Source organism: Paenibacillus guangzhouensis (assembly GCF_009363075.1).
GTDB classification, from domain to species: Bacteria; Bacillota; Bacilli; order Paenibacillales; family Paenibacillaceae; genus Paenibacillus_K; species Paenibacillus_K guangzhouensis.
On the sequence record NZ_CP045293.1, the window covers coordinates 580,539 to 599,964 of the forward strand.

The 19,426-nt window shown below is 49.7% G+C and carries 13 protein-coding genes; 10 read left to right on the plus strand and 3 right to left on the minus strand.

Going from position 1 to position 19,426, the window contains the following annotated elements; genetic code table 11:
* The first annotated feature begins 34 nt into the window (after positions 1 to 34).
* The 3 genes from GCU39_RS02455 to GCU39_RS02460 all read left to right on the plus strand — a co-directional run bounded on the left by GCU39_RS02455 (position 35) and on the right by GCU39_RS02460 (position 4,397).
* A complete protein-coding gene (locus tag GCU39_RS02455) occupies positions 35 to 3,097 on the plus strand; it encodes a beta-galactosidase, LacZ type (RefSeq protein WP_152392053.1) in 3,063 nt (1,020 codons plus the stop codon).
* A 29-nt stretch (positions 3,098 to 3,126) separates the two neighbouring features.
* Positions 3,127 to 3,324: a hypothetical protein gene (locus GCU39_RS31330; RefSeq protein ID WP_193726737.1), complete on the plus strand. Its 198-nt coding sequence runs from the start codon at positions 3,127 to 3,129 to the stop codon at positions 3,322 to 3,324.
* Positions 3,325 to 4,043: 719 nt separating this feature from the next.
* A complete protein-coding gene (locus GCU39_RS02460; protein ID WP_152392054.1) occupies positions 4,044 to 4,397 on the plus strand; it encodes a Ger(x)C family spore germination C-terminal domain-containing protein in 354 nt (117 codons plus the stop codon).
* A 91-nt stretch (positions 4,398 to 4,488) separates the two neighbouring features.
* Here the strand turns inward: GCU39_RS02460 and GCU39_RS02465 are convergent, their stop codons facing one another.
* Both GCU39_RS02465 and GCU39_RS02470 read right to left on the minus strand, forming a co-directional pair.
* Positions 4,489 to 6,201: a cache domain-containing sensor histidine kinase gene (locus tag GCU39_RS02465; RefSeq protein WP_193726738.1), complete on the minus strand. Its 1,713-nt coding sequence runs from the start codon at positions 6,199 to 6,201 to the stop codon at positions 4,489 to 4,491.
* On the minus strand, positions 6,179 to 7,747 hold the full coding sequence (locus tag GCU39_RS02470; RefSeq protein WP_152392056.1) for a response regulator: 1,569 nt from the start codon (positions 7,745 to 7,747) through the stop codon (positions 6,179 to 6,181). The genes GCU39_RS02465 and GCU39_RS02470 overlap by 23 nt, the downstream gene beginning before the upstream one ends.
* A 226-nt stretch (positions 7,748 to 7,973) precedes the next feature.
* On the opposite strand from GCU39_RS02470, the gene GCU39_RS02475 reads away from it, so the two are divergent.
* The 5 genes from GCU39_RS02475 to GCU39_RS02495 all read left to right on the plus strand — a co-directional run bounded on the left by GCU39_RS02475 (position 7,974) and on the right by GCU39_RS02495 (position 15,570).
* A complete protein-coding gene (locus GCU39_RS02475) occupies positions 7,974 to 9,689 on the plus strand; it encodes an extracellular solute-binding protein (RefSeq protein ID WP_152392057.1) in 1,716 nt (571 codons plus the stop codon).
* Between the two features lie 21 nt (positions 9,690 to 9,710).
* Complete coding sequence (locus GCU39_RS02480) at positions 9,711 to 10,601, plus strand: ABC transporter permease (RefSeq protein WP_152392058.1); 891 nt, start codon at positions 9,711 to 9,713, stop codon at positions 10,599 to 10,601.
* A 15-nt stretch (positions 10,602 to 10,616) separates the two neighbouring features.
* The gene (locus tag GCU39_RS02485; protein ID WP_152397053.1) at positions 10,617 to 11,495 is read left to right on the plus strand and encodes a carbohydrate ABC transporter permease; all 879 of its coding nucleotides are present in this window, start codon (positions 10,617 to 10,619) and stop codon (positions 11,493 to 11,495) included.
* Between the two features lie 135 nt (positions 11,496 to 11,630).
* Positions 11,631 to 13,298, plus strand: a complete 1,668-nt coding sequence (locus GCU39_RS02490; protein WP_152392059.1) for a glycoside hydrolase family 13 protein — start codon at positions 11,631 to 11,633, stop codon at positions 13,296 to 13,298.
* A 40-nt stretch (positions 13,299 to 13,338) separates the two neighbouring features.
* Positions 13,339 to 15,570 carry an amylo-alpha-1,6-glucosidase gene (locus GCU39_RS02495; protein ID WP_152392060.1) on the plus strand — a complete coding sequence of 744 codons (2,232 nt, stop codon included), beginning with the start codon at positions 13,339 to 13,341 and terminating at the stop codon, positions 15,568 to 15,570.
* Between the two features lie 190 nt (positions 15,571 to 15,760).
* On the opposite strand, the gene GCU39_RS02500 is transcribed toward GCU39_RS02495, so the two are convergent.
* Positions 15,761 to 17,365 (minus strand): helix-turn-helix domain-containing protein, encoded by a 1,605-nt coding sequence (locus GCU39_RS02500; RefSeq protein ID WP_193726739.1) that lies wholly within the window; start codon positions 17,363 to 17,365, stop codon positions 15,761 to 15,763.
* 239 nt (positions 17,366 to 17,604) lie between these two features.
* Between GCU39_RS02500 and GCU39_RS02505 the strand changes: the two genes are divergently transcribed.
* Together GCU39_RS02505 and GCU39_RS02510 are read left to right on the plus strand one after the other, a co-directional pair.
* Positions 17,605 to 18,063 carry a hypothetical protein gene (locus GCU39_RS02505; protein WP_152392062.1) on the plus strand — a complete coding sequence of 153 codons (459 nt, stop codon included), beginning with the start codon at positions 17,605 to 17,607 and terminating at the stop codon, positions 18,061 to 18,063.
* Between the two features lie 72 nt (positions 18,064 to 18,135).
* Positions 18,136 to 19,368, plus strand: a complete 1,233-nt coding sequence (locus tag GCU39_RS02510; RefSeq protein ID WP_193726740.1) for a stalk domain-containing protein — start codon at positions 18,136 to 18,138, stop codon at positions 19,366 to 19,368.
* Positions 19,369 to 19,426: the final 58 nt, after the last annotated feature.

The following is a 19,426-nucleotide window of genomic DNA, read 5'->3' on the forward strand; positions in this document are numbered from 1 at the left end:
GTGAGTGAAGCATAGAACAGGAGGAGCGATAAAAATGAAGATCAAGACACCTACCTTAGATTGGCTGAGCGATGTGCATACCTTTGCGGTGAATCGGCTGCCCGCCCATTCGGACCATCGCTATTACCGGACGGAGGAGGAAGCTCTTAAAGATTCGGACATGTTACTTCGGCATAGTCTGAACGGAAGATGGCGGTTCGCTTATTCGGTGCATCCGGACAGCCGTCCAGTCGATTTCTATCAGATGGAGCACAATAGCAGCGGTTGGTCCTTCATCGAGGTACCAGGACATATCCAGCTGCAAGGGTATGATCATCCGCAGTATGTGAATACACAGTATCCATGGGATGGGATAGAGTCGCTTCGGCCGCCGCAGCTGCCGCAGAAGCGAAATCCGGTCGGGAGCTATGTGAAGGAGTTTGAAGTTCCGCCTCATTTTGCCGGACAGCCGCTATATATTTCCTTTCAAGGTGTCGAGTCAGCATTCTATGTGTGGTTGAACGGACAATTTGTCGGGTATAGCGAAGACAGCTTCACGCCTGCGGAATTCGATCTGTCTGCTTTCGTTCAAGATGGCGTCAATAAACTGGCTGTGGAAGTCTATCAACGTAGTACGGGCAGTTGGCTCGAGGATCAAGATTTCTGGCGGTTCTCCGGTATATTCCGGGATGTCTATTTGTACACGGTGCCAAAGGTACATGTTCGTGATGTAGCGGTGCAGACGGAATTGGATGCGGAGTATACTTCGGGACAGCTGAAGGCGCAGTTCAAGTTGGAAGGTCACATAAAAGGGCATATCGTGGTCGAATTATTGGATACGGATCGTCGGCCTGTCGAGGCGGTGCGCATGGATGCAGCGAAGGAAGTTTCTGTTCAAATCGATGTGCCACAGGTGAGACGATGGAGCGCCGAGGATCCGCAGCTTTATCTGATGTTGGTCTCTATATGTGACGAGCATGGCGAGCTCGTGGAAGTCGTGCCACAGCAAGTCGGCTTCCGTAAATTCGAGATGATCGATAAGGTCATGCATCTGAATGGGAAGCGAATCGTCTTCAAAGGTGTGAACCGCCATGAGTTCAACAGCCATCGCGGCCGTGCGATTACGAAGGAAGATATGCTGTTCGATATCCGTACGCTCAAGCAGAATAATCTAAATGCAGTTCGTACCTCCCATTATCCGAATCAAAGTCTCTGGTACGAATTGTGTGATCAATACGGCATCTACGTTATTGATGAGATGAATCTGGAGAGTCACGGTTCGTGGCAGAAAATGGGCGCCGTCGAGCCGTCATGGGTCGTTCCGGGCGACCGGCCGGAATGGAAAGACATCGTCATGGATCGAGCTGTGTCCATGTTCGAACGGGACAAGAATCATCCATCGATCCTGATCTGGTCTTGCGGCAATGAATCGTATGGTGGTGAAGTGATCTATCAGGTATCTCAGTATTTCCGGTCTGTGGATCCGGGACGATTGGTGCATTATGAAGGGGTATTCCATGATCGCCGGTTCAATGACACGAGTGATATGGAGAGCCGAATGTACGCGAAGGTCGCCGATGTGGAGGCTTATCTGAACGACAATCCGACGAAGCCGTACATTACATGCGAGTACATGCACGCCATGGGCAATTCGCTCGGGGGTATGCACAAGTACACGGAGTTAGAGCAGAAATACCCGATGTATCAAGGCGGATTCATCTGGGATTTCATCGATCAATCCTTAATTCAAGTTGATCGCTTCGGCAACGAATATCTCTCCTATGGCGGCGACTATGGCGACCGGCCAACGGATTACAACTTCTGCGGCAACGGGATCGTCTATGCGGATCGGACGTTGTCGCCGAAAATGCAGGAAGTCAAATCGTTGTATCAAAATGTGAAGCTGGTGCCGGGTCGGGACAGTGTGAAGGTTATTAATGAAAATTTGTTCATCGGTACGGAAGGGTATGAACTCGTATGCGTGCTATACCGGGAAGGCATCGCGATCGATCGTCACGTGCTTCACCCGTCGGTTGCACCCCAAACGGAGGCAACGCTGTCGATGTGGTTCGATATGAGCACGCTCGGTTCGGGTGAATATTGGATCGATGCTTCTCTCAGGTTGAAAGTGAGCACGTTATGGGCTGATGCTGGGCATGAGGTAGCGTTCGGGCAATATGTGTTCCAAGTGGAAGAGACTGCTACGGCAAGGTCGGCGTCGACGTTGGCTGAGGGTGGTGTTATATCAGAACTGAACGTCGTGCATGGAGATGTCAACATCGGTGTCCACGGCAGAGACTTTTCGACCATATTCTCCAAGCAGCTCGGCAGTCTCGTCTCGGTGAACTATGCGGGGCGCGAAATGATCGCCGTGCCGCCTAAGCCGTTATTCTGGCGGGCATCGACGGATAATGACCGAGGGACGGAGATGAGCTTCCACGCGGCGGCTTGGTATGCGGCGAGCCTGGCGCCGAAATGCGTCGACGTGCAGTGCGCAGAGGGGGCGGACGGGGTAACGGTCACGTTCATCTATGCACTGAGCGTGAACGCGAATGCGCGGACGACCGTAACGTATATGGTATATGGCGACGGCAGGATCCGCGTGCAAGCGGCGTATCCAGGCATGGAAGGATTGCCCGACCTGCCGACCTTTGCGCTGAGCTTCAAGGTGCCAGCCGCATACAATCGATTGCAGTGGTACGCGATGGGGCCGGAAGAGAACTATGCGGACCGCTGTCACGGGGCAAGGCTGTGCTGCTTCGAGAATCGCGCGGAGGATAATGTCGCTGCGTATCTCGTTCCGCAGGAGTCAGGTAATCGGATGGGCGTGCGCCGTGTTCGGGTGCTGGATGAGGATGGCACGGGAATCGCGATTCTAGCAGATCCGCAGCATCCGGTAGAATGCGCCATCTCGCCGTATACGGCGTTTGAGCTGGAGCATGCGCTGCATCATTATGAGCTGCCGCCAGTGCATTACACCGTCATCACCGTTGCCGGGCGGCAAATGGGCGTCGGCGGCGATGATAGCTGGGGTGCGCCGGTACATGAGGAGTACCGGATTCCAGCGGATCAGCCACTGCAGTTCGAGTTCTGGCTGAAGCCGGAAGGAAATAGGTAGGTAGATAGCCGAACCGGCTAGGCAGCCAAATGACCAAGAGCCTCCAATTCCGCGATGATCGTGGAGTTAGAGGCTCTTGTTGTTGTGTCGCTTGCGGGGCTGAGTGCTCGCTGCGGCGCAGGATGCGTCGAGTGGGGACGGCGCTATTCCGCTCCATCATGGCGCTAACGAATCTAACGAATCGTACGAGCCTTATCCGCGCCAAAAGAGCCACTTTCCGCATCTAACGAATCCTAATAACGCTATTGTAGCTTTTGGCGATGAAATATCGCGCCAAAACCAAAAATAGCGTGCGTAGGATTCGTTAGAATCTGAAAAGTGGCTTTTTGCGCCAAATAAGGCTCTCAGGATTCGTTAGGCTGTGCGAGGGGACCGCATGCACACCGTGCGATGCTCCCGATATGCCCGAAGCCCCCGTTGCTGCGACGATGTAACGCCCTCATACCTTGGTAGGGCGCTAACGAATCGTACGAGCCTTATCCACGCCAAAAGAGCCATTTTTCGCATCTAACGAATCCTAATAACGCTATTGTAGCTTTTGGCGATGAAATATCGCGCCAAACCAGAAATAGCGTGCGTAGGATTCGTTAGAATCTGAAAAGTGGCTTTTTGCGCCAAATAAGGCTCTCAGGATTCGTTAGGCTGTGCGAGGGGACCGCATGCATGCCGTGCGATGCGCCCAATATGCCCGAAGCCCCCGTTGCTGCCACGATGTAGCGCCCTCATACATTGGTAGGGCGCTAACGAATCGTACGAGCCTTATCCGCGCCAAAAGAGCCACTTTCCGCATCTAACGAATCCTAATAACGCTATTGTAGCTTTTGGCGATGAAATATCGCGCCAAAACCAAAAATAGCGTGCGTAGGATTCGTTAGAATCTGAAAAGTGGCTTTTTGCGCCAAATAAGGCTCTCAGGATTCGTTAGGCTGTGCGAGGGGCACCTAAAATGAAAGTTGATGTAGCTGTACGAGGAAATGATCCGAAATTTAAACTGAAAATCGGTATCCACGGCTACGTAGATGAAATAACGGGTAACTTGACGAAAGATGAAATGATCTCGTTAGCTGAACGGAAAATACGTGATGAAGTGAAGAGTACCTTTGAAAAAGGAGTTCAGCATAAGACGGATCTATACTCGTTGCGGAACGACTTCTATCATAAAAATTTTAAGGAATGGAAAAGAAAAAAAGAGGGGCAATTGTTGCAATTAACGCCAGACTCGCTTGAATCGGTCGAGGTCAACGTTGAACTTGAACATGCTGGGATGAATCGATTGCACCGTTCGCAAGCTAGTAACTGAAAATTCGGCTCTACCAACAACGTTAGCAGAAAAAATGACGTCGGCATCGTGCCGACGCCATTTTGCTGTCAAAGTGTTTTTCTTTTGTGGGTTATCTGTTTTGTTCTTTTAACGGGATCCGAAGCATAACCTGCGTACCTTCACCCTCCACGCTATGAATCGTGAGCCCATATTCCGGCCCGTACATCAGCTTCGCCCGATCGTTCACATTCTTGAGCCCGTAGCCTTTGGCTTGGGTCTCGAGCAGGTGCGACAGACGATCCGGCGGGATGCCCACACCGTTGTCTTCGACATGGAAGACGATGCAGTCGTCCTCCATACAGCCGGAGAGAATAAGTTTGCCGCCGCCTTCTTCGCGGTTCTCGATGCCATGCAGGATCGCGTTCTCGACGAGCGGCTGCAGCAGCAGGTTCGGCATCTGATAGGTGCAAATCGCATCATCGATGCTGTAATCAACCTCAAAGCTGTTGCTGTGCATATTCAGCTGGATCTCAATGTACGATTGGACATTGAGCAGCTCATCCGAGACTAGCGTCATGTTCTTCCCTTTGTTCAGCGTGGTTCGATAATACGTCGAGAGCAGCTGCGCCATGCCGCTTATGTCCGAGGCGCGAATACGGATCGCGCGCCAATTGATGATTGATAGCGCATTGTACAAGAAATGCGGATTAATCTGCGCCTGCAGCGCCTTCATCTCGGATTCTTTGCGAGCAATCTCCTCGACGTACACCTTATCGATTAACATCTTGGTCTGATCAACCATGTTACCGAAGCCACGGATCAAGTCACCGATTTCATCCTTGGAGTGACTGGATACGGTGACCTCCAGCGATCCCTGCTCGACTGTGCGCATATTATTGCGCAGCTGTTCAATCCGGTGTATGAACTTCCGGGAGAACAGGCTGCCGGCAATAGCGACGGCGGCAATACACGCGATGATCATGATGATCACGGTGGATATGATCCACCAAGCTGAGCTTGTAATCACGCTTGTCGGCTTGCACAACATCACGCGCCATCCCGAGTTAGGAACATCCGATTGCAAGACGGTGTAATTCGTCCCATGCCACTGCAGCTTGTCCATCGTCATGCCTGCGTCCGTGGGCGGGATATATCCCTTCATGCCAGGCGATGCATAGATTGGCCGACCGCTAGCGTCCGTTACGAGGATCTCCGAACCTTGCGCCTGCAATGGCTCGAACGGCTTGAACAGCGTATCATAATTGATCCGCGCATACAGGACATTGTCCTTCGGATTCCGCTGTTTCGTATTAATGATACGGCGAACGCTGATGATATCTTTGTTTTCAGCGTACCATAGCACATCGACGGACTTCATGACGAACGGATACCAGGCTTTTCCCTGGATTTCTTCCAGTGGCCTAACCGTATTCCCGTGCTGATGCAGGTTCGTTCCCGTGTATAGCGTGATTTGTTCGACGCCTGTATTCAGATAACGCGCGATATAGAAGTTCTGATCGATGACATTGGTTAATTGATCGTACATTTCGTATGTCGTCGTATACGTATGGTTCGCGGCATTGATAATTTCCTGATTAAAGCTGAGGAAGTTCATCAGTTTGTTGTAGACGTCGAGCTGACCATTTAATGTTAAGGCACTCTGATGCAGCGTCGCCTGCAAATCCGATTTGGACTGGCTAATCAGGAGTGACCGGGTCTCTTGAAAGACGAACCCCCCAAGCACAATAACCGGAATCATACTGATGAGAAGAAAAGAAAGCTTAATCTTGGTCTGAAACTTTAAGTCATGAATGTGCTGCTTAAGGGCTTGCCACGAACGCATGCTGTTCCTCCCGCTGCTCCGGCGATTTCTGGTTGAACTGGCGATATTTCTCCGGCGTGTGACCATAGAAATCCCTGAAGTTCTGGCAGAAGTACGAGATGTTGTGATAGCCCACGGCGGTACAGATCTGTGAGATTTTGAGATGCGTATTCGTCAGCATATCTTTCGCTTTTTGCATCCGAACGTTCTTCATGTATTTGTTGAGTCCGCAGCCCGTCTGTTTTTTGAAAATCGAACTGAGGTAGTGCGGAGATAGATACACCTTGGCCGCGAGCAGCTCCAGACTAAGATCGTCGGCAAAATGGGCATCAATATATTGCTTAACGGCTTCGACATCCCGGTTGAGAGCAGGTACATGTTCCGGCTGCTGCTGTTCAAGCTGAACAATTCCTTCGACAATAATATCCTTCATATCCCGCAGATCTTCCGCTTTGTAGAGGCTCTCGACGGCCGACTGCAGCTCCATCTCCGACTTCGGCGCGACGTGCATCATAATCTCTTGGTAGATCGTCGCGAACATGTATTTGACATATAATTGCGAGAATTGAACCTGTCGCACATATTTCTGATAGAGGATTTCCGTATTGGTGCGCAGACTGAATAGATCACCCTCACGCAAGTTATGGCGAATTTGATCAACGAGATAGCTGTCCGTATGGTCCGGGTTCATCTGCTCGGTGAAATACAAGTCGTTCTCCGCATCGAAAATATACGTGTCTGGCAGGAAAAACCGGTACTCCATCAATTCCTCGAGCGGAGGCAGCAGCTGAGCTAAATCTTGAATTGGCGTGACGCCTTCCGTCATCGCTAGGTAGCAGTTGACGCCATACGCTTCCAATATACTGTTATGCAGTCGTTGTGCGAGCGTCGCATTCGTATGCTGCGAAGGCTGTGGTTGCTCAGGGAATAACAACAGACTCTGGCATGCATTCAGGTTGAGATAGTCGGCTGGCGCATCGAGCTGGTCAAGCAAGAAATCCTCGAATTCCGCACCCGCATGTTCGAAAAAATTCTTATCCAGCTCAAGCAGCATCATGCGATGATAATGGCTTGGTAAGCCAATCGACAGTTCGGAATAGGGTGAAGGATTACCGATGCCGTTCATGAGCGAGAAGAGAACATGCTTCCTGGCGTAGGATTGCTTCTTCTGCGAAGCGGCTTCCTCTTGCCGCAAGTTCGTCACATCGCGAATGACCTTCTCCAGTGTACTCTGAAAAGCATCGATATGAATCGGCTTGAGCAAATAATCCGAGACGCCGAGCGAGAGGGCGGTCTTGGCATATTCGAATTCAGCGAACCCGCTGAATAGAATGACTTTCAACTTCGGATACAGACGCAGCGCTTCCTTCGTCAGCTGCAATCCGTCCATGATCGGCATGCGTACATCCGTGAACAGAATATCGATCGCATGCTGCTCCAGACATTGAAGCGCCTTGCGGCCGTTTTCGGCGACATGCAATTGGAGGGGGAATCCGAGTTCTTCGATTAAAAAGGTAATCCCTTCTCGTTCCTCCAAGTGATCGTCCACGATCAATATGCTTAACATAAATGTCCACCTTTCAAATCTTAGAGGTTGTGCTTCTAGTATACCACCTGGGTGCGAGGGGGCAATTTGCCGCAAGAATTGGAGTATTTTTTTGCGTAAAACACAATTTTTTTGCGTTTACGATCCTTTGACAGGGGCGATAAAATTAAAATAGTTACGAAATGATATGTTTTGAAGCAAGCCGGCGCTTTGAAACCGTTTTCCATAATTTAGGGAGGTTCTTGTGATGACAGTGAAATTCAGACGTAAATGTTCCATCCTAATGGCAGCGCTGTTGGCGGTTGCAGTGGTTGGCTGTTCGAGTGGCGAAAGTGGTGCGCCGAATACGGCAACAAGCGCCAAGATGGATGATCCAAAGTGGAAAGAGGCAATCACAACGCCTTTTGGCGCATATCCAGAGACCGTAACGTATTCCGTAGGTCAGATGGCGACGAACTTCTCGCAGCTTGCGGGATCGCCGTACGCGAAAGACAACGCCACGAACAATGTATGGACAAGATATTTCAAGGATAAGCTCAATGTTCAGAATACATCGAAGTTCGAAGCGAATGATGGTACAGACTACAACCAGAAAGTGTCGATGGCCATCGTCAGCGGAGATATTCCAGATATTATGGTCGTGCCAGATTACTCTACCTTGCAGCAGTTATATGAAAATGACCTGATCGCAGATCTGACGGATGTTTACAACAACGCAGCGAGTGATCGGATCAAAGAAATCTATGATTCTTACGGCGGCCGTGTCCTCGATAGTGCTAAATTCGATGGCAAGCTGATGGCATTGCCAACAACGGAAATCTCGCATGGACCTGGGATTCTCTGGCTGCGCAAAGACTGGATGGACAAGCTGGGGCTGCAAGAGCCGAAGACATTAGCGGATGTCGAGCACATCGTATCGGAATTTGTTGCGAAAGATCCAGGCGGCAACGGTGCTGGCAAGACGGTAGGTCTTGTTGTAGACAATGAGAATGTTGCAGGGATCTCTGGCGGTCAATATTCCTTCAATAATATTTTTGCACTATATGGGGCTTACCCAAAACAGTGGATGGATGATGGCAAAGGCAATGCGGTCTACGGATCGATTCAGCCTGCGATGAAGCCGGCACTCACGAAACTGTCTGAAATGTACAAAAAAGGCTTGATCGATCGTCAATTCGCGGTACGTACGGGTGATGATCGCAAAGCGTTGCTCACGAGCGGCAAGAGTGGTTCCTTCCTGGACAACTGGTGGGGAAGCTGGATCGTGGCAGACTCGCTCAAACTGAATAAAGACGCGAAATGGGTATCCTATGTCGCACCGCAATCCGAAGACGGTTCGCTCACGATGTTCACAGGCAACCCATCCAGCAGCTTCCTCGTGGTACGCAAAGGCTTCGAGCATCCAGAATTGGCAGCGAAAATTGTAAGTCTTCAATATGACTACCAACGTTACCAAGAGAAAGACGAGAAAACGCTCAAGGAATTCTCCGATTATAATTCGATGAACGTTGCAGGTTCACCAATTGTGATCAATATCGACTATTACGACGCATTTTACCGCAATGTGGGCATTATGCGTGACGCGCTAGAGACGGGAGACACCAGCAAATTGGTGAGCAACCAAGATATTAATGCTTACAACTCCTATAAAGGCTACATTGATAGTATCAAAAAAGGAGATAAACCAGATCCAAATGCCTGGGCTGGATATACAGCAAGTATCACGACCGCTAGCTTAGTTGAGAAATCGAATATTAAAGAAGTGAATCCTCTCTTCTTCGGAAGCACGCCGTCCATGGCATTGAAATGGCCGACGCTCACCAAAATGGAACTTGAAATGTACCTGAAGATCATTACAGGGGAACAGACACCGGATGACTTTGATAAATTCGTCGAGAGCTGGAATAAGACAGGCGGCGAATTAATTACGAAGGAAGTCAACGAAGCGATTGCGGCGAAATGATGTTGAAAGAGATGATTCGAAATGAAAAATAAAAAAGATCAGACGGCGTTCCATTTCATGCTGGCGCCTAGCATGATATTTCTCATCATATTTTCGTTCATTCCGATGTTCGGTATTGTGATGGCTTTTCAGAACTATATCCCGGCGAAGGGGATTACAGGTTCGTCTTGGGTGGGGCTGGACAACTTCAAGTTCATGCTCCAAATCCCGGACAGCAAACAAATTTTCGCGAATACGATCATCATCGCGGTGTGGAAGATCATTGTCGGCACGATTGTGTCGATCGTGTTCGCGTTACTTCTCAATGAAATTCGCGTACGGTTCGCGAAGCGGTTCATGCAGACGGTGGTCTATCTACCGAACTTCTTGTCATGGGCGATTCTCGCGACCGTCGTGATGAATATTTTCTCTTATGAAGGTCCGGTGAATGCGGTCCTAAGCTGGTTCGGCATTGATCCTGTCTTGTTCATGGCCAGCAACACATGGTTCAGACCGATGCTCGTCTTGACGGATGTCTGGAAGGGCTTCGGCTACGGTTCGATTATTTATTTGGCATCCCTAACAGCGATTGATCCGGGATTGTATGAGGCGGCTTCGATTGATGGCGCGAACCGATTCAAGAAACTGTGGTACGTTACGTTACCCGGTCTGATGCCAACGATCCTGCTCGTTACGACGCTCAATCTGCCGAACGTACTCAATGCCGGATTCGATCAAATCTTCAATCTGTATAATCCGCTGGTTTACCAGACGGCCGATATCATCGATACGTATGTCTATCGGGTGGGTCTTGTGGAAAGACAATATAGCTTAGGTACGACCGTGGGTCTATTGCGATCCGTTGTCGGCATCATCTTGATTCTTTCCGCGAACAAATTGGCTCAGAAGCTTACAGATTATCGTATTTTTTAGAAGGGGGTGCCTCCCATTTACGCACATACCGTCAAGAGCCGCATCGCGGATGTTATCATCTGGGTACTGCTGCTGGCTTTTACGTTGTCCTGTCTTATTCCTTTAGTCAACTTAGTCGCGATTTCCTTCAGTGACAATGCGGCGGCTTCCGCCAATATGGTTAGTATTTTTCCGGTGAATCCGACATTCAGCTCGTATGAGAAGCTGCTCTCGGATACCCAATTCTGGCGTTCCTTCATGATCTCGGTGGAACGGGTTGTCTTAGGTTTGCTCGTGAATATGGTCTTGATGATTCTCACAGCCTATCCGTTGTCGAAGAGCTCGAAGCAATTCCGCGGCCAGAAAATTTATATGAATCTCGTCATTTTCGCGATGTTATTCTCGGGTGGCTTGATTCCGACGTTCATGGTGGTAAAGGAGCTTCATCTCTTGGACTCCATCTGGGCGCTCATCCTGCCTGGGGCGGTGCCGATCGGGAATGTCATCTTGCTGATGAACGCCTTCCGCGCCGTACCGAAATCGCTGGAAGAAGCGGCGAAGATCGATGGGGCTTCCCAGTGGCGAATTCTTGCCCGCATCTATCTGCCGGTCGTGAAGCCCACGCTGGCGACGGTTGCGTTGTTTACGATCGTTGGGCATTGGAATGACTATTTCGGCGCTTTGGTGTATATCAGCAAGACGATGAACTACCCGCTTCAGACGTATATTCAGCAATTGAGCGTAGAAGTTCAGAACATCACGGATCCTGAGAAACTGATGGAACTTGCGAAAATCTCGAATAAGACGCTGAACGCGGCGAAGATCGTCGTCTCGACATTGCCGCTGCTGCTCATTTATCCGTTCATGCAGAAATATTTCGTATCCGGAATCGTCGTAGGTTCCGTGAAAGAATAAGCTTGGCAGCCGGCCGCTATGAGGAATCATGGCGGTCTGCTATTTGAGAAGAACTATTGTACAATGGAGTAGAAGAACATAAACAGAAGCCATGCAGGCATTGCGATGGTGATAGGAGAAAGGTTTGAAAATACGATGAAAAAAACATGGTGGAAAGAAGCGGTAGCCTATCAGGTATACCCGAGAAGCTTCATGGATTCGAACGGCGACGGGATCGGCGATTTGCAAGGGATGATCTCGAAGCTCGATTATATTAAGGAGCTTGGCATTGATGTCATCTGGATTTGTCCGATGTACAAGTCGCCGAATGACGATAACGGCTATGATATTAGCGACTATCAAGACATCATGGACGAGTTCGGCACGATGGCCGATTTCGATCAGCTCCTTGCAGAAGTACACAAGCGCGGCATGAAGCTGATCATCGACCTAGTCATTAACCATACGAGCGACGAACACCCATGGTTCATCGAGTCCCGTTCCTCGAAGGATAATCCGAAGCGGGATTGGTATATCTGGAGAGACGGAAAGAACGGGCAAGAGCCTAACAACTGGGAGAGTATCTTCAGCGGCCCGGCATGGGAGTATGACAAAGCGACGGATCAATATTACATGCATATTTTCTCGACGAAGCAGCCTGATCTGAATTGGCGTAATCCTGAAGTGCGTCAGTCGCTCTATCAGATGATGAACTGGTGGCTCGACAAAGGCATTGACGGGTTCCGCGTCGATGCGATCAGCCATATCAACAAAGAAGATGGACTTCGCGACATGGATAACCCGAACAACCTGAAATATGTGCCGTCGTATGACAAGCACATGAATGTTCCGGGCATTCAGGCGTATCTAGAGGAGCTGAAGCAGGAGACGCTCGCGAAATACGACGTGATGACGGTCGGTGAAGCGAACGGCGTGCGAAGCGATAACATCGAAGATATTATCGATTGGGTTGGCGAGGACAAAGGAAAGTTCAATATGATCTTCCAATTCGAGCACCTCGGCTTATGGAATGTGACAAGTGAAGGCAGCCGCCTCAATATACTAGGTCTTAAGAAGACGTTAACGAAATGGCAGAAGACGCTTGAAGGCATAGGCTGGAACGCGTTGTTCATCGAAAATCATGATCAGCCGCGCCGCGTCTCGACGTGGGGGAATGACAAGGAATACTGGTACGAGAGCGCAACGGCGCTGGCAACCATGTACTTCTTGATGCAAGGAACGCCGTTCATCTATCAAGGGCAAGAAATCGGCATGACGAACGTGCAATTCGCGACGATTGAAGAGTACGACGATGTCGCCGTCCATAATATGTATCGTCTGCAGCGAGAAGCCGGTGTGCCGCACGAGGAGATTATGAAGTCGATCTGGGTGACCAGCCGCGATAACTCGAGAACGCCAATGCAATGGTCTGCTGAGGAGAATGCAGGTTTCACGACAGGGAAGCCTTGGATCGGCGTCAATGCCAATTACACGCAAATCAACGTCGCGGATCAAATGAAGGACAAAGGTTCCATCCTTCATTTCTATAAGAAAATGATTCAGCTCAAGAAAGCGCATGAGCTATTTACATATGGTGCTTATGAGCTCGTGCTGCCAGAGCACCCGTCGGTGTTCGCCTATACGCGCACAATGGATGGGGAGCAGGCGCTTATCGTAACCAATTTGTCGGAAGAAGCGGTAGAACTAAGTGCGGAGGAATTCAGCCTCGAGGGTACGACGTTATCACTTGCGAACTATTCGGAAGGCGAGAACGCGTTCACGCTGCGCCCTTATGAAGCGAGAGTCTATCACAAGACCTTGTAAAGTACGGCGATATGAATATTGAAATGCTAGGAGGATCGGTATGATTCTGGATCAGACCCAAGCATCCAAGCTGGATGAGATGAAAATATATGTTCCGCGAGAGGCGAATCGCCAGATTTCGTTCACGAATAAAGAAGCGGCATTCTATTTCACCCAATCGCATGTTACGAATCATCAGGAACATGCTTATTTCGAAGGGATGAATATCGCGAAGAATCGCGTGTTTGGCGGATACACGTTATACGCTGGCGGATCGCTGCTGGATAATCAACAAGCCAAAGTATGGGTGTACCCGTACAAAATGGTGCGTCAACACGGAGGCGGGCTTACGGAAGAACTGTGGATGTTCGATCATAAGAATCTGCTCGAGGTCCGACTTACTGGCACATTGCAGACTACGATGGGAATTACGTTAAAGGGCGAGCAGCTGAGTGTGATGGAAGGACAAGAGCATGTCGCTACCTACCGTTCGATGGAAGGGAACTTCATCATCGCGGTGAGCGGCATTCGCGAGGTGCCGCTTCATCAGGAAGATCGCATGTGCACCGTGGATGCGGGTTCTGAAGGATTCTATATCGCGGTCGGCAAGACGGTAGAGGAAGCGTTGGAATTGATTCGTGAGGCACGGATACATGCATCGCAATGGAAACAAGAACGCAGGCAGCGCATGGAGCAATTCCTGCACTATAATGCATATGTCGTTAGTGACGACGCGAAACTGACGCTCGCACTCCAGTGGCTTCACCTGACGATGGACCAATTGGTTACGCGGCAGCAGGGTGACGGGATCTATGCTGGATTGCCGTGGTTCAATGAGTATTGGGGCCGGGATCAGTTCATAGCGATGCCAGGAGCGACGTTAGTAACGGGACAATTCGAGACGGCGCGCCATATTCTGCTCTCTTTCGCGAAGTTCCAGAATACGGATGAGACTTCCCTCTATTATGGCCGCGTGCCGAACATTCTGGCACCGGGGAACATCGACTATCATACGACGGATGGTACGCCGCGATTCATTATTCAGTTGCAGGATTACGTGAAATATTCCGGCGATACGGCAGTGATTGAGGAGCTCTATCCAGCGGTTGTCCGCAGCATCGAAGGCTCGGTCAAGTACTGGGTGGATGATAAGGGCTATTTGATGCATGCCGACAATGAGACGTGGATGGATGCGCGGGATGGGGAATTGAAGTCCTACTCGCCTAGAGATACGCGGGCGAACGATATTCAAGCGCTCTGGTATAACCAGCTGCGTTCGGGTATTTATTTCGCCGAATACATGAAGGAAGAGGCGCATGTGAAGGCGTGGACCGCGATTGCGGATCGGTTGAAGCAGCATTTTGAGGCAGATTTCGTGAATCCGGCCTATCCGTATCTTGCAGATCGGCTCAGCGCGGAAGACGAGCCGGAGTTCTCGCTGCGTCCGAACCAGCTGTTTGCGATGGATATGGTGAGTGACGATGACTTCAAAACGAAGGTTACTCGCACGGCATGGGAAGAACTCGTATATCCATGGGGCGTAGCGTCTCTGGATCGGCACCATCCATTCTTCCATCCATTCCATCTGACGCATCACTATCATAAGGACGCTGCTTACCATAACGGTGCGGTCTGGTTATGGCTGAACGGCATTGCGATGCAGCGGATGATCGAAGCGGGGCAAGAAGAGATCGCTTACGAGCTATTCAAGAATATGAACTGGCAAGCGCTCAACCTCGGCGTTGTGGGCGGATTGTGCGAGAATATGGATGCGTACCCGCATGAAGGCGCGGATTGGGCGACATTGACGGGAGCGTATCTTCAAGCGTGGTCCAATGCAGAGCATCTTCGCGTATGGTACCAGTACTTCCTCGGCATTCGCCCGGATCTGATCAGCCATACGCTTACGATCGCACCGCGCGTTCCTGCCGAAATTACGTCGCTGAACTATCATGCCAACATCGGGCAAGGCCGGGTTGAAGCTGCATTTACACGTGGCGTGGAGACGACGTACCGCTACGCGTTCAAGGAGGTAGGTCTTCGCGTCGTGATCGATCTTGCTGCTTATGACCTGATTACGGTTGATGTCGCACCGAATACGGAACTGATCGTGAAGCAAGCTGGTCCTGCGTTATCGGTAACGGCATACGATGCGGAGGGGCAGGTGCTCCAGACAATCGAAGCCACCGAATCGAAGGTGCGTGTAGAACAAGGGAAGCAATATGACCACATCATGAAGGGTGTTACGTTTGCGCAGCCGGTGGGGCTGGAGAATCATCCGGTAATGCATTAATCGAGCCTCCAACGATATAAGAAAAAATAAAAGATACCATTTCCTTTTGAGGATTTGGTATCTTTTATTTTTTTGCTGACAGATCTATCACTCGTATTTAAAAAATTTAAAAAGAATGATCATATCGTAAAAGCAATTTTGAAAATCATGTTTCTCTATCCTCCTAGGATAAATCGTTATTCTCGGATGTTCAGACAAATGATAGGAAATAATCCACCATCGCCTGCAACATCACCTCACGTCCGATCGGTCCCCACGGGTCCCATTCCTTTGATTCAGGGATATAAATATGGTTGTTCCGTACCGCTTGAAGCGATGACCAACGCGGGTCCTGCTGAACGGCTTCGATCTCGCGCGCCTCGCTCCAGATAATAAGAATATGCTCGGGATTCAGCTCGATGAGCCGTTCGAATGCATGGCTCTGATAGGCCGCGTGCGTGATGCGCTCATCGGGCTTAAATTGCAGTCTTTGGTAGAACAGATCGGTCAGCGTATGGTCCTTGATGCCATAGAGGCGACAGTCTCCCGGCATGAGGCGTATGATCACCCAAGAGCCTTGACGCGTGATTGGCGTGAGCATTTTACGGGTTTTCTGCTCTAGCTTAGCAAGATTGCGAATGATTCGTTCGGCCTCCGGTTCTTTCTCCATTCGTTTGGCTATGACGCGCAAATACTGCTCCCAACTGGTTGAGGCATGAATGAACAGTGTATTCCCCGCTCGGTTCCATTGATGATCGTTTGGGTGACTCAGCGTCTCTGCCTTGAAAATGATATCCGGGCCGAGATGCAGGACATCGCTGGATGAAATCGGTCGATCGGCATCGAGTGGAATCGTGCCTTGCAGGCGTTTATGTAGATAGCTAGGGAACCCGGAGGGGGTATCAAAATATTTCGGAAAAGCAGGTGCGGCGATCGGTTGATACCCGAGCGCGAGCAAATGATCCTGCAGTAGATATCGACTTACGACCGCAATTTTCTTATCACTCCGCTGCAGATAGGCAGAGGGCGACATGCCCTCTGTTTTTTTGAATACACGGCTGAAATAAAGCTCATCTTGATACCCGACGTGAACGGCGATTTCACGGAGTGTGGAATGGCGGTCCATCATCAGCTCCTTGGCGCGCAGCATTCGTATCTGCGTTAGATAGTTGCCTGGTGTCATCGTCGTTAATTTCTTGAATGCACGGCAATAGGAACTTTGGGTCATCCCTGCAAGCGAAGGCATTTCGTTGAGCTGAAGGGGCTTAGCATAATTTTCTTCCATATAGGTAATCGTCTTGCGGATATTGTCATCCATCGACAGCGTTTGTGTGGTCTGCTGATCCTGTAGGTACAATAGCATTTCGTTGAAATAGATTTGCAGCTTCAGGCGATTCCGTTCGCTCAGTTTTTGCATCGCGCTTCTGCACTTGTAGAGGAAGGTATCGATGAACGCGTGCGACACCTGCAGTGTAGGATCTTCACTGTCGTGGAACAGGGATGTCGCTGCCGAATGCGCCTCAATTATATCATAGGCAGGCTTGAACTGAATGGATTGGTAGTGCAGCAGATGCAGCTGCAGCAGCTTACGCGACTGATTAATGATCTGCACGCTGTCATTCGGATGGACGAGCACCGTAGTTCCAACAGTTAAGGGATATCGTGTGCCATTCACGAAGATGACGCCGGTGCCGCCTAATACGAAGACGATGCCTGACTGGCGGAAGCGATGTGGTTTCATTCGAAACCCTGCGGGGTATTCATGTGATTTCAATCGGGTAAGGATATATGTCGAGAACGGTTTCTTCTGAGTCAAACCGATGCCTCCCATTCATGCTGATATGAATTTAATGATAATGATTATCACTATAGTGGATATTGACGATTTTGTCCATGTGAATCGGACAATAGTGTGTATATTCAATGATAAATCAGATCGTTACAATGTTATTGAAAATGATTATCAATTAGCAAGGAGAGGGTTGAGTCATTATACATCTTAGAGAGAGATTCAAAGAAAAAAGTAAATGGAAGACCAGTTATCTGCTAACAGTGATGATTGCGATGATCTTCGTGCTCTCCCAAATGGGATGCAGTGCATCGGGGGAGAGCGGGAAGGTAGCGACACAGCAAGGTGCGAAGCAAACGGAGACAGCATCGAAGGGTGATCGGTTAGCGAAGGCTGCGCCGGCAACAATTACGGATGTACCAACGGCTCTATCCGATATGACGAGCAAAGTGAAAGCGTACAAGCAGGCGATCGAGTCCGATCAAGTAGAGGACGCGAAAAAACTGGCAGACGAAATCGGCAGCTTATGGAATGCCGTGAAGTCTAAGCTTTCGGCTGATCTAGCTGAGGGACAGCAGACCATTCATGAAGATGTGAGTGCGCTAATGGAGGAGACCTATCAAGAGCTTTGGGATAAAGAGCGGCTCATTCTGCTAGATTATAAAATCTATCAAAATCTGCGAGATGTTAGACAAGCACAGGAAGATCAATCAACGAACAATTGAACAAAGGAATGGTGAATAGCAATGCAACCGGTATTCAGAAAAATAACGATATTTACAGTACTAGCAGCTCTTATGCTCACAGTATTTCCGATGGCTGCGATGGCAGCTTCCAAGTCGATTCAAGTGACGGTGAATGGGAAGGCGCTTAAGTTCGATGTGGCACCGCAGGTGATCAGCGGGAGAACCTTTGTCCCGTACCTTACCATTGCCGAGAGTCTTGGCGGTACGGTGAAGTATGACGAGAAGACGAAGAAGGCGACCATCAATAAAGGAAACAGCAAGGTCGAAGTAACGGTTGGCAGCAAACAAGCAAAGATTAACGGTTCTTCCGTATCGCTAGAGGCGGCTCCTGTAAGCGTAAAAGGCGCTGTCATGGTTCCCCTTCGTTTCGTTGGTGAATCGCTCGGCGTATGGGTGAATTGGAATAGTCAGCAATCGACAGCTGCATTGTTGACGAAGAAGACGGTTAGCCATGCCTTAGGTTCGACAACCTTGAACACTGTACCAAAACGTGCAGTCGTTCTGTTCAACGGAGCGGTAGATATCTCTGTACTTCTAGGCGTTAAGCCTGTCGGCGCTGTTGAATCCTATGTACAGCAGCCATTCTATGATTACCTCCGTTCCGATCTGATCGGTACGAAGACATTGGGTGATGAGACGCAGCCAAATCTGGAAGCGATTGTTAAGTTGAAACCGGACGTCATTATCGCAACCAAAGATCGTCACGAGAAAATCTATGATCAACTGAGCAAAATTGCGCCGACGATCGTAACGAAGGATCTTGCGGATTGGCAGGATAATCTGAATATCGCGGCATCGATCTTCAATAAAGAAGACAAGGCGAATCAATTCCTTACGGAATGGAAAGCGCAAATCGCTGACTTCAAGAGTAAGTTATCTGCAAAGGATCGCGGAGCGGAAGTATCCGTCATCCGCATTAACCCGAACGGCAGTGCGCGTGCTTATAATACAGGATTTGCTTATCAAATTTTCCAAGAGCTAGGCTTCAAAGTGCCGAAAGAGCAGCTTGCAGCAAAGAAAGAAATCATTACGATCACGTCGAAAGAGCAGGTTAAACTGCTGGATGGCGATTACATCTTTGACTTTACGGTAGATTGGGACGGCGACGGCGCGGTGCTCAAGCTGCAGAAGGAATGGATCGACAGCCCGCTGTGGAAGAACTTGGACGCTGTGAAGAACAAGAAATATTACAAAGTAAATGCGGTAACGTGGAACCTATCCGGCGGGGCGATTGCGGCAAAACGGATGTTGAATGACCTTTATTTCTACTTTGATTTGGAATAGGTATATCACAGGAGAATGGGCTATTGGCCCATTCTTTTGCAATGTGTGAGAGAGGATG

Coding starts and splice junctions, on each gene's coding strand:
- GCU39_RS02465 (WP_193726738.1), bottom strand. CDS start 6,201: ATGCGTTCGTGGCAAGCCCTTAAGCAGCACATTCATGACTTAAAGTTT.
- GCU39_RS02475 (WP_152392057.1), top strand. CDS start 7,974: ATGACAGTGAAATTCAGACGTAAATGTTCCATCCTAATGGCAGCGCTG.
- GCU39_RS02455 (WP_152392053.1), top strand. CDS start 35: ATGAAGATCAAGACACCTACCTTAGATTGGCTGAGCGATGTGCATACC.
- GCU39_RS02510 (WP_193726740.1), top strand. CDS start 18,136: ATGCTCACAGTATTTCCGATGGCTGCGATGGCAGCTTCCAAGTCGATT.
- GCU39_RS02495 (WP_152392060.1), top strand. CDS start 13,339: ATGATTCTGGATCAGACCCAAGCATCCAAGCTGGATGAGATGAAAATA.
- GCU39_RS02505 (WP_152392062.1), top strand. CDS start 17,605: ATGATTGCGATGATCTTCGTGCTCTCCCAAATGGGATGCAGTGCATCG.
- GCU39_RS02480 (WP_152392058.1), top strand. CDS start 9,711: ATGAAAAATAAAAAAGATCAGACGGCGTTCCATTTCATGCTGGCGCCT.
- GCU39_RS02470 (WP_152392056.1), bottom strand. CDS start 7,747: ATGTTAAGCATATTGATCGTGGACGATCACTTGGAGGAACGAGAAGGG.
- GCU39_RS31330 (WP_193726737.1), top strand. CDS start 3,127: ATGACCAAGAGCCTCCAATTCCGCGATGATCGTGGAGTTAGAGGCTCT.
- GCU39_RS02460 (WP_152392054.1), top strand. CDS start 4,044: ATGAAAGTTGATGTAGCTGTACGAGGAAATGATCCGAAATTTAAACTG.
- GCU39_RS02490 (WP_152392059.1), top strand. CDS start 11,631: ATGAAAAAAACATGGTGGAAAGAAGCGGTAGCCTATCAGGTATACCCG.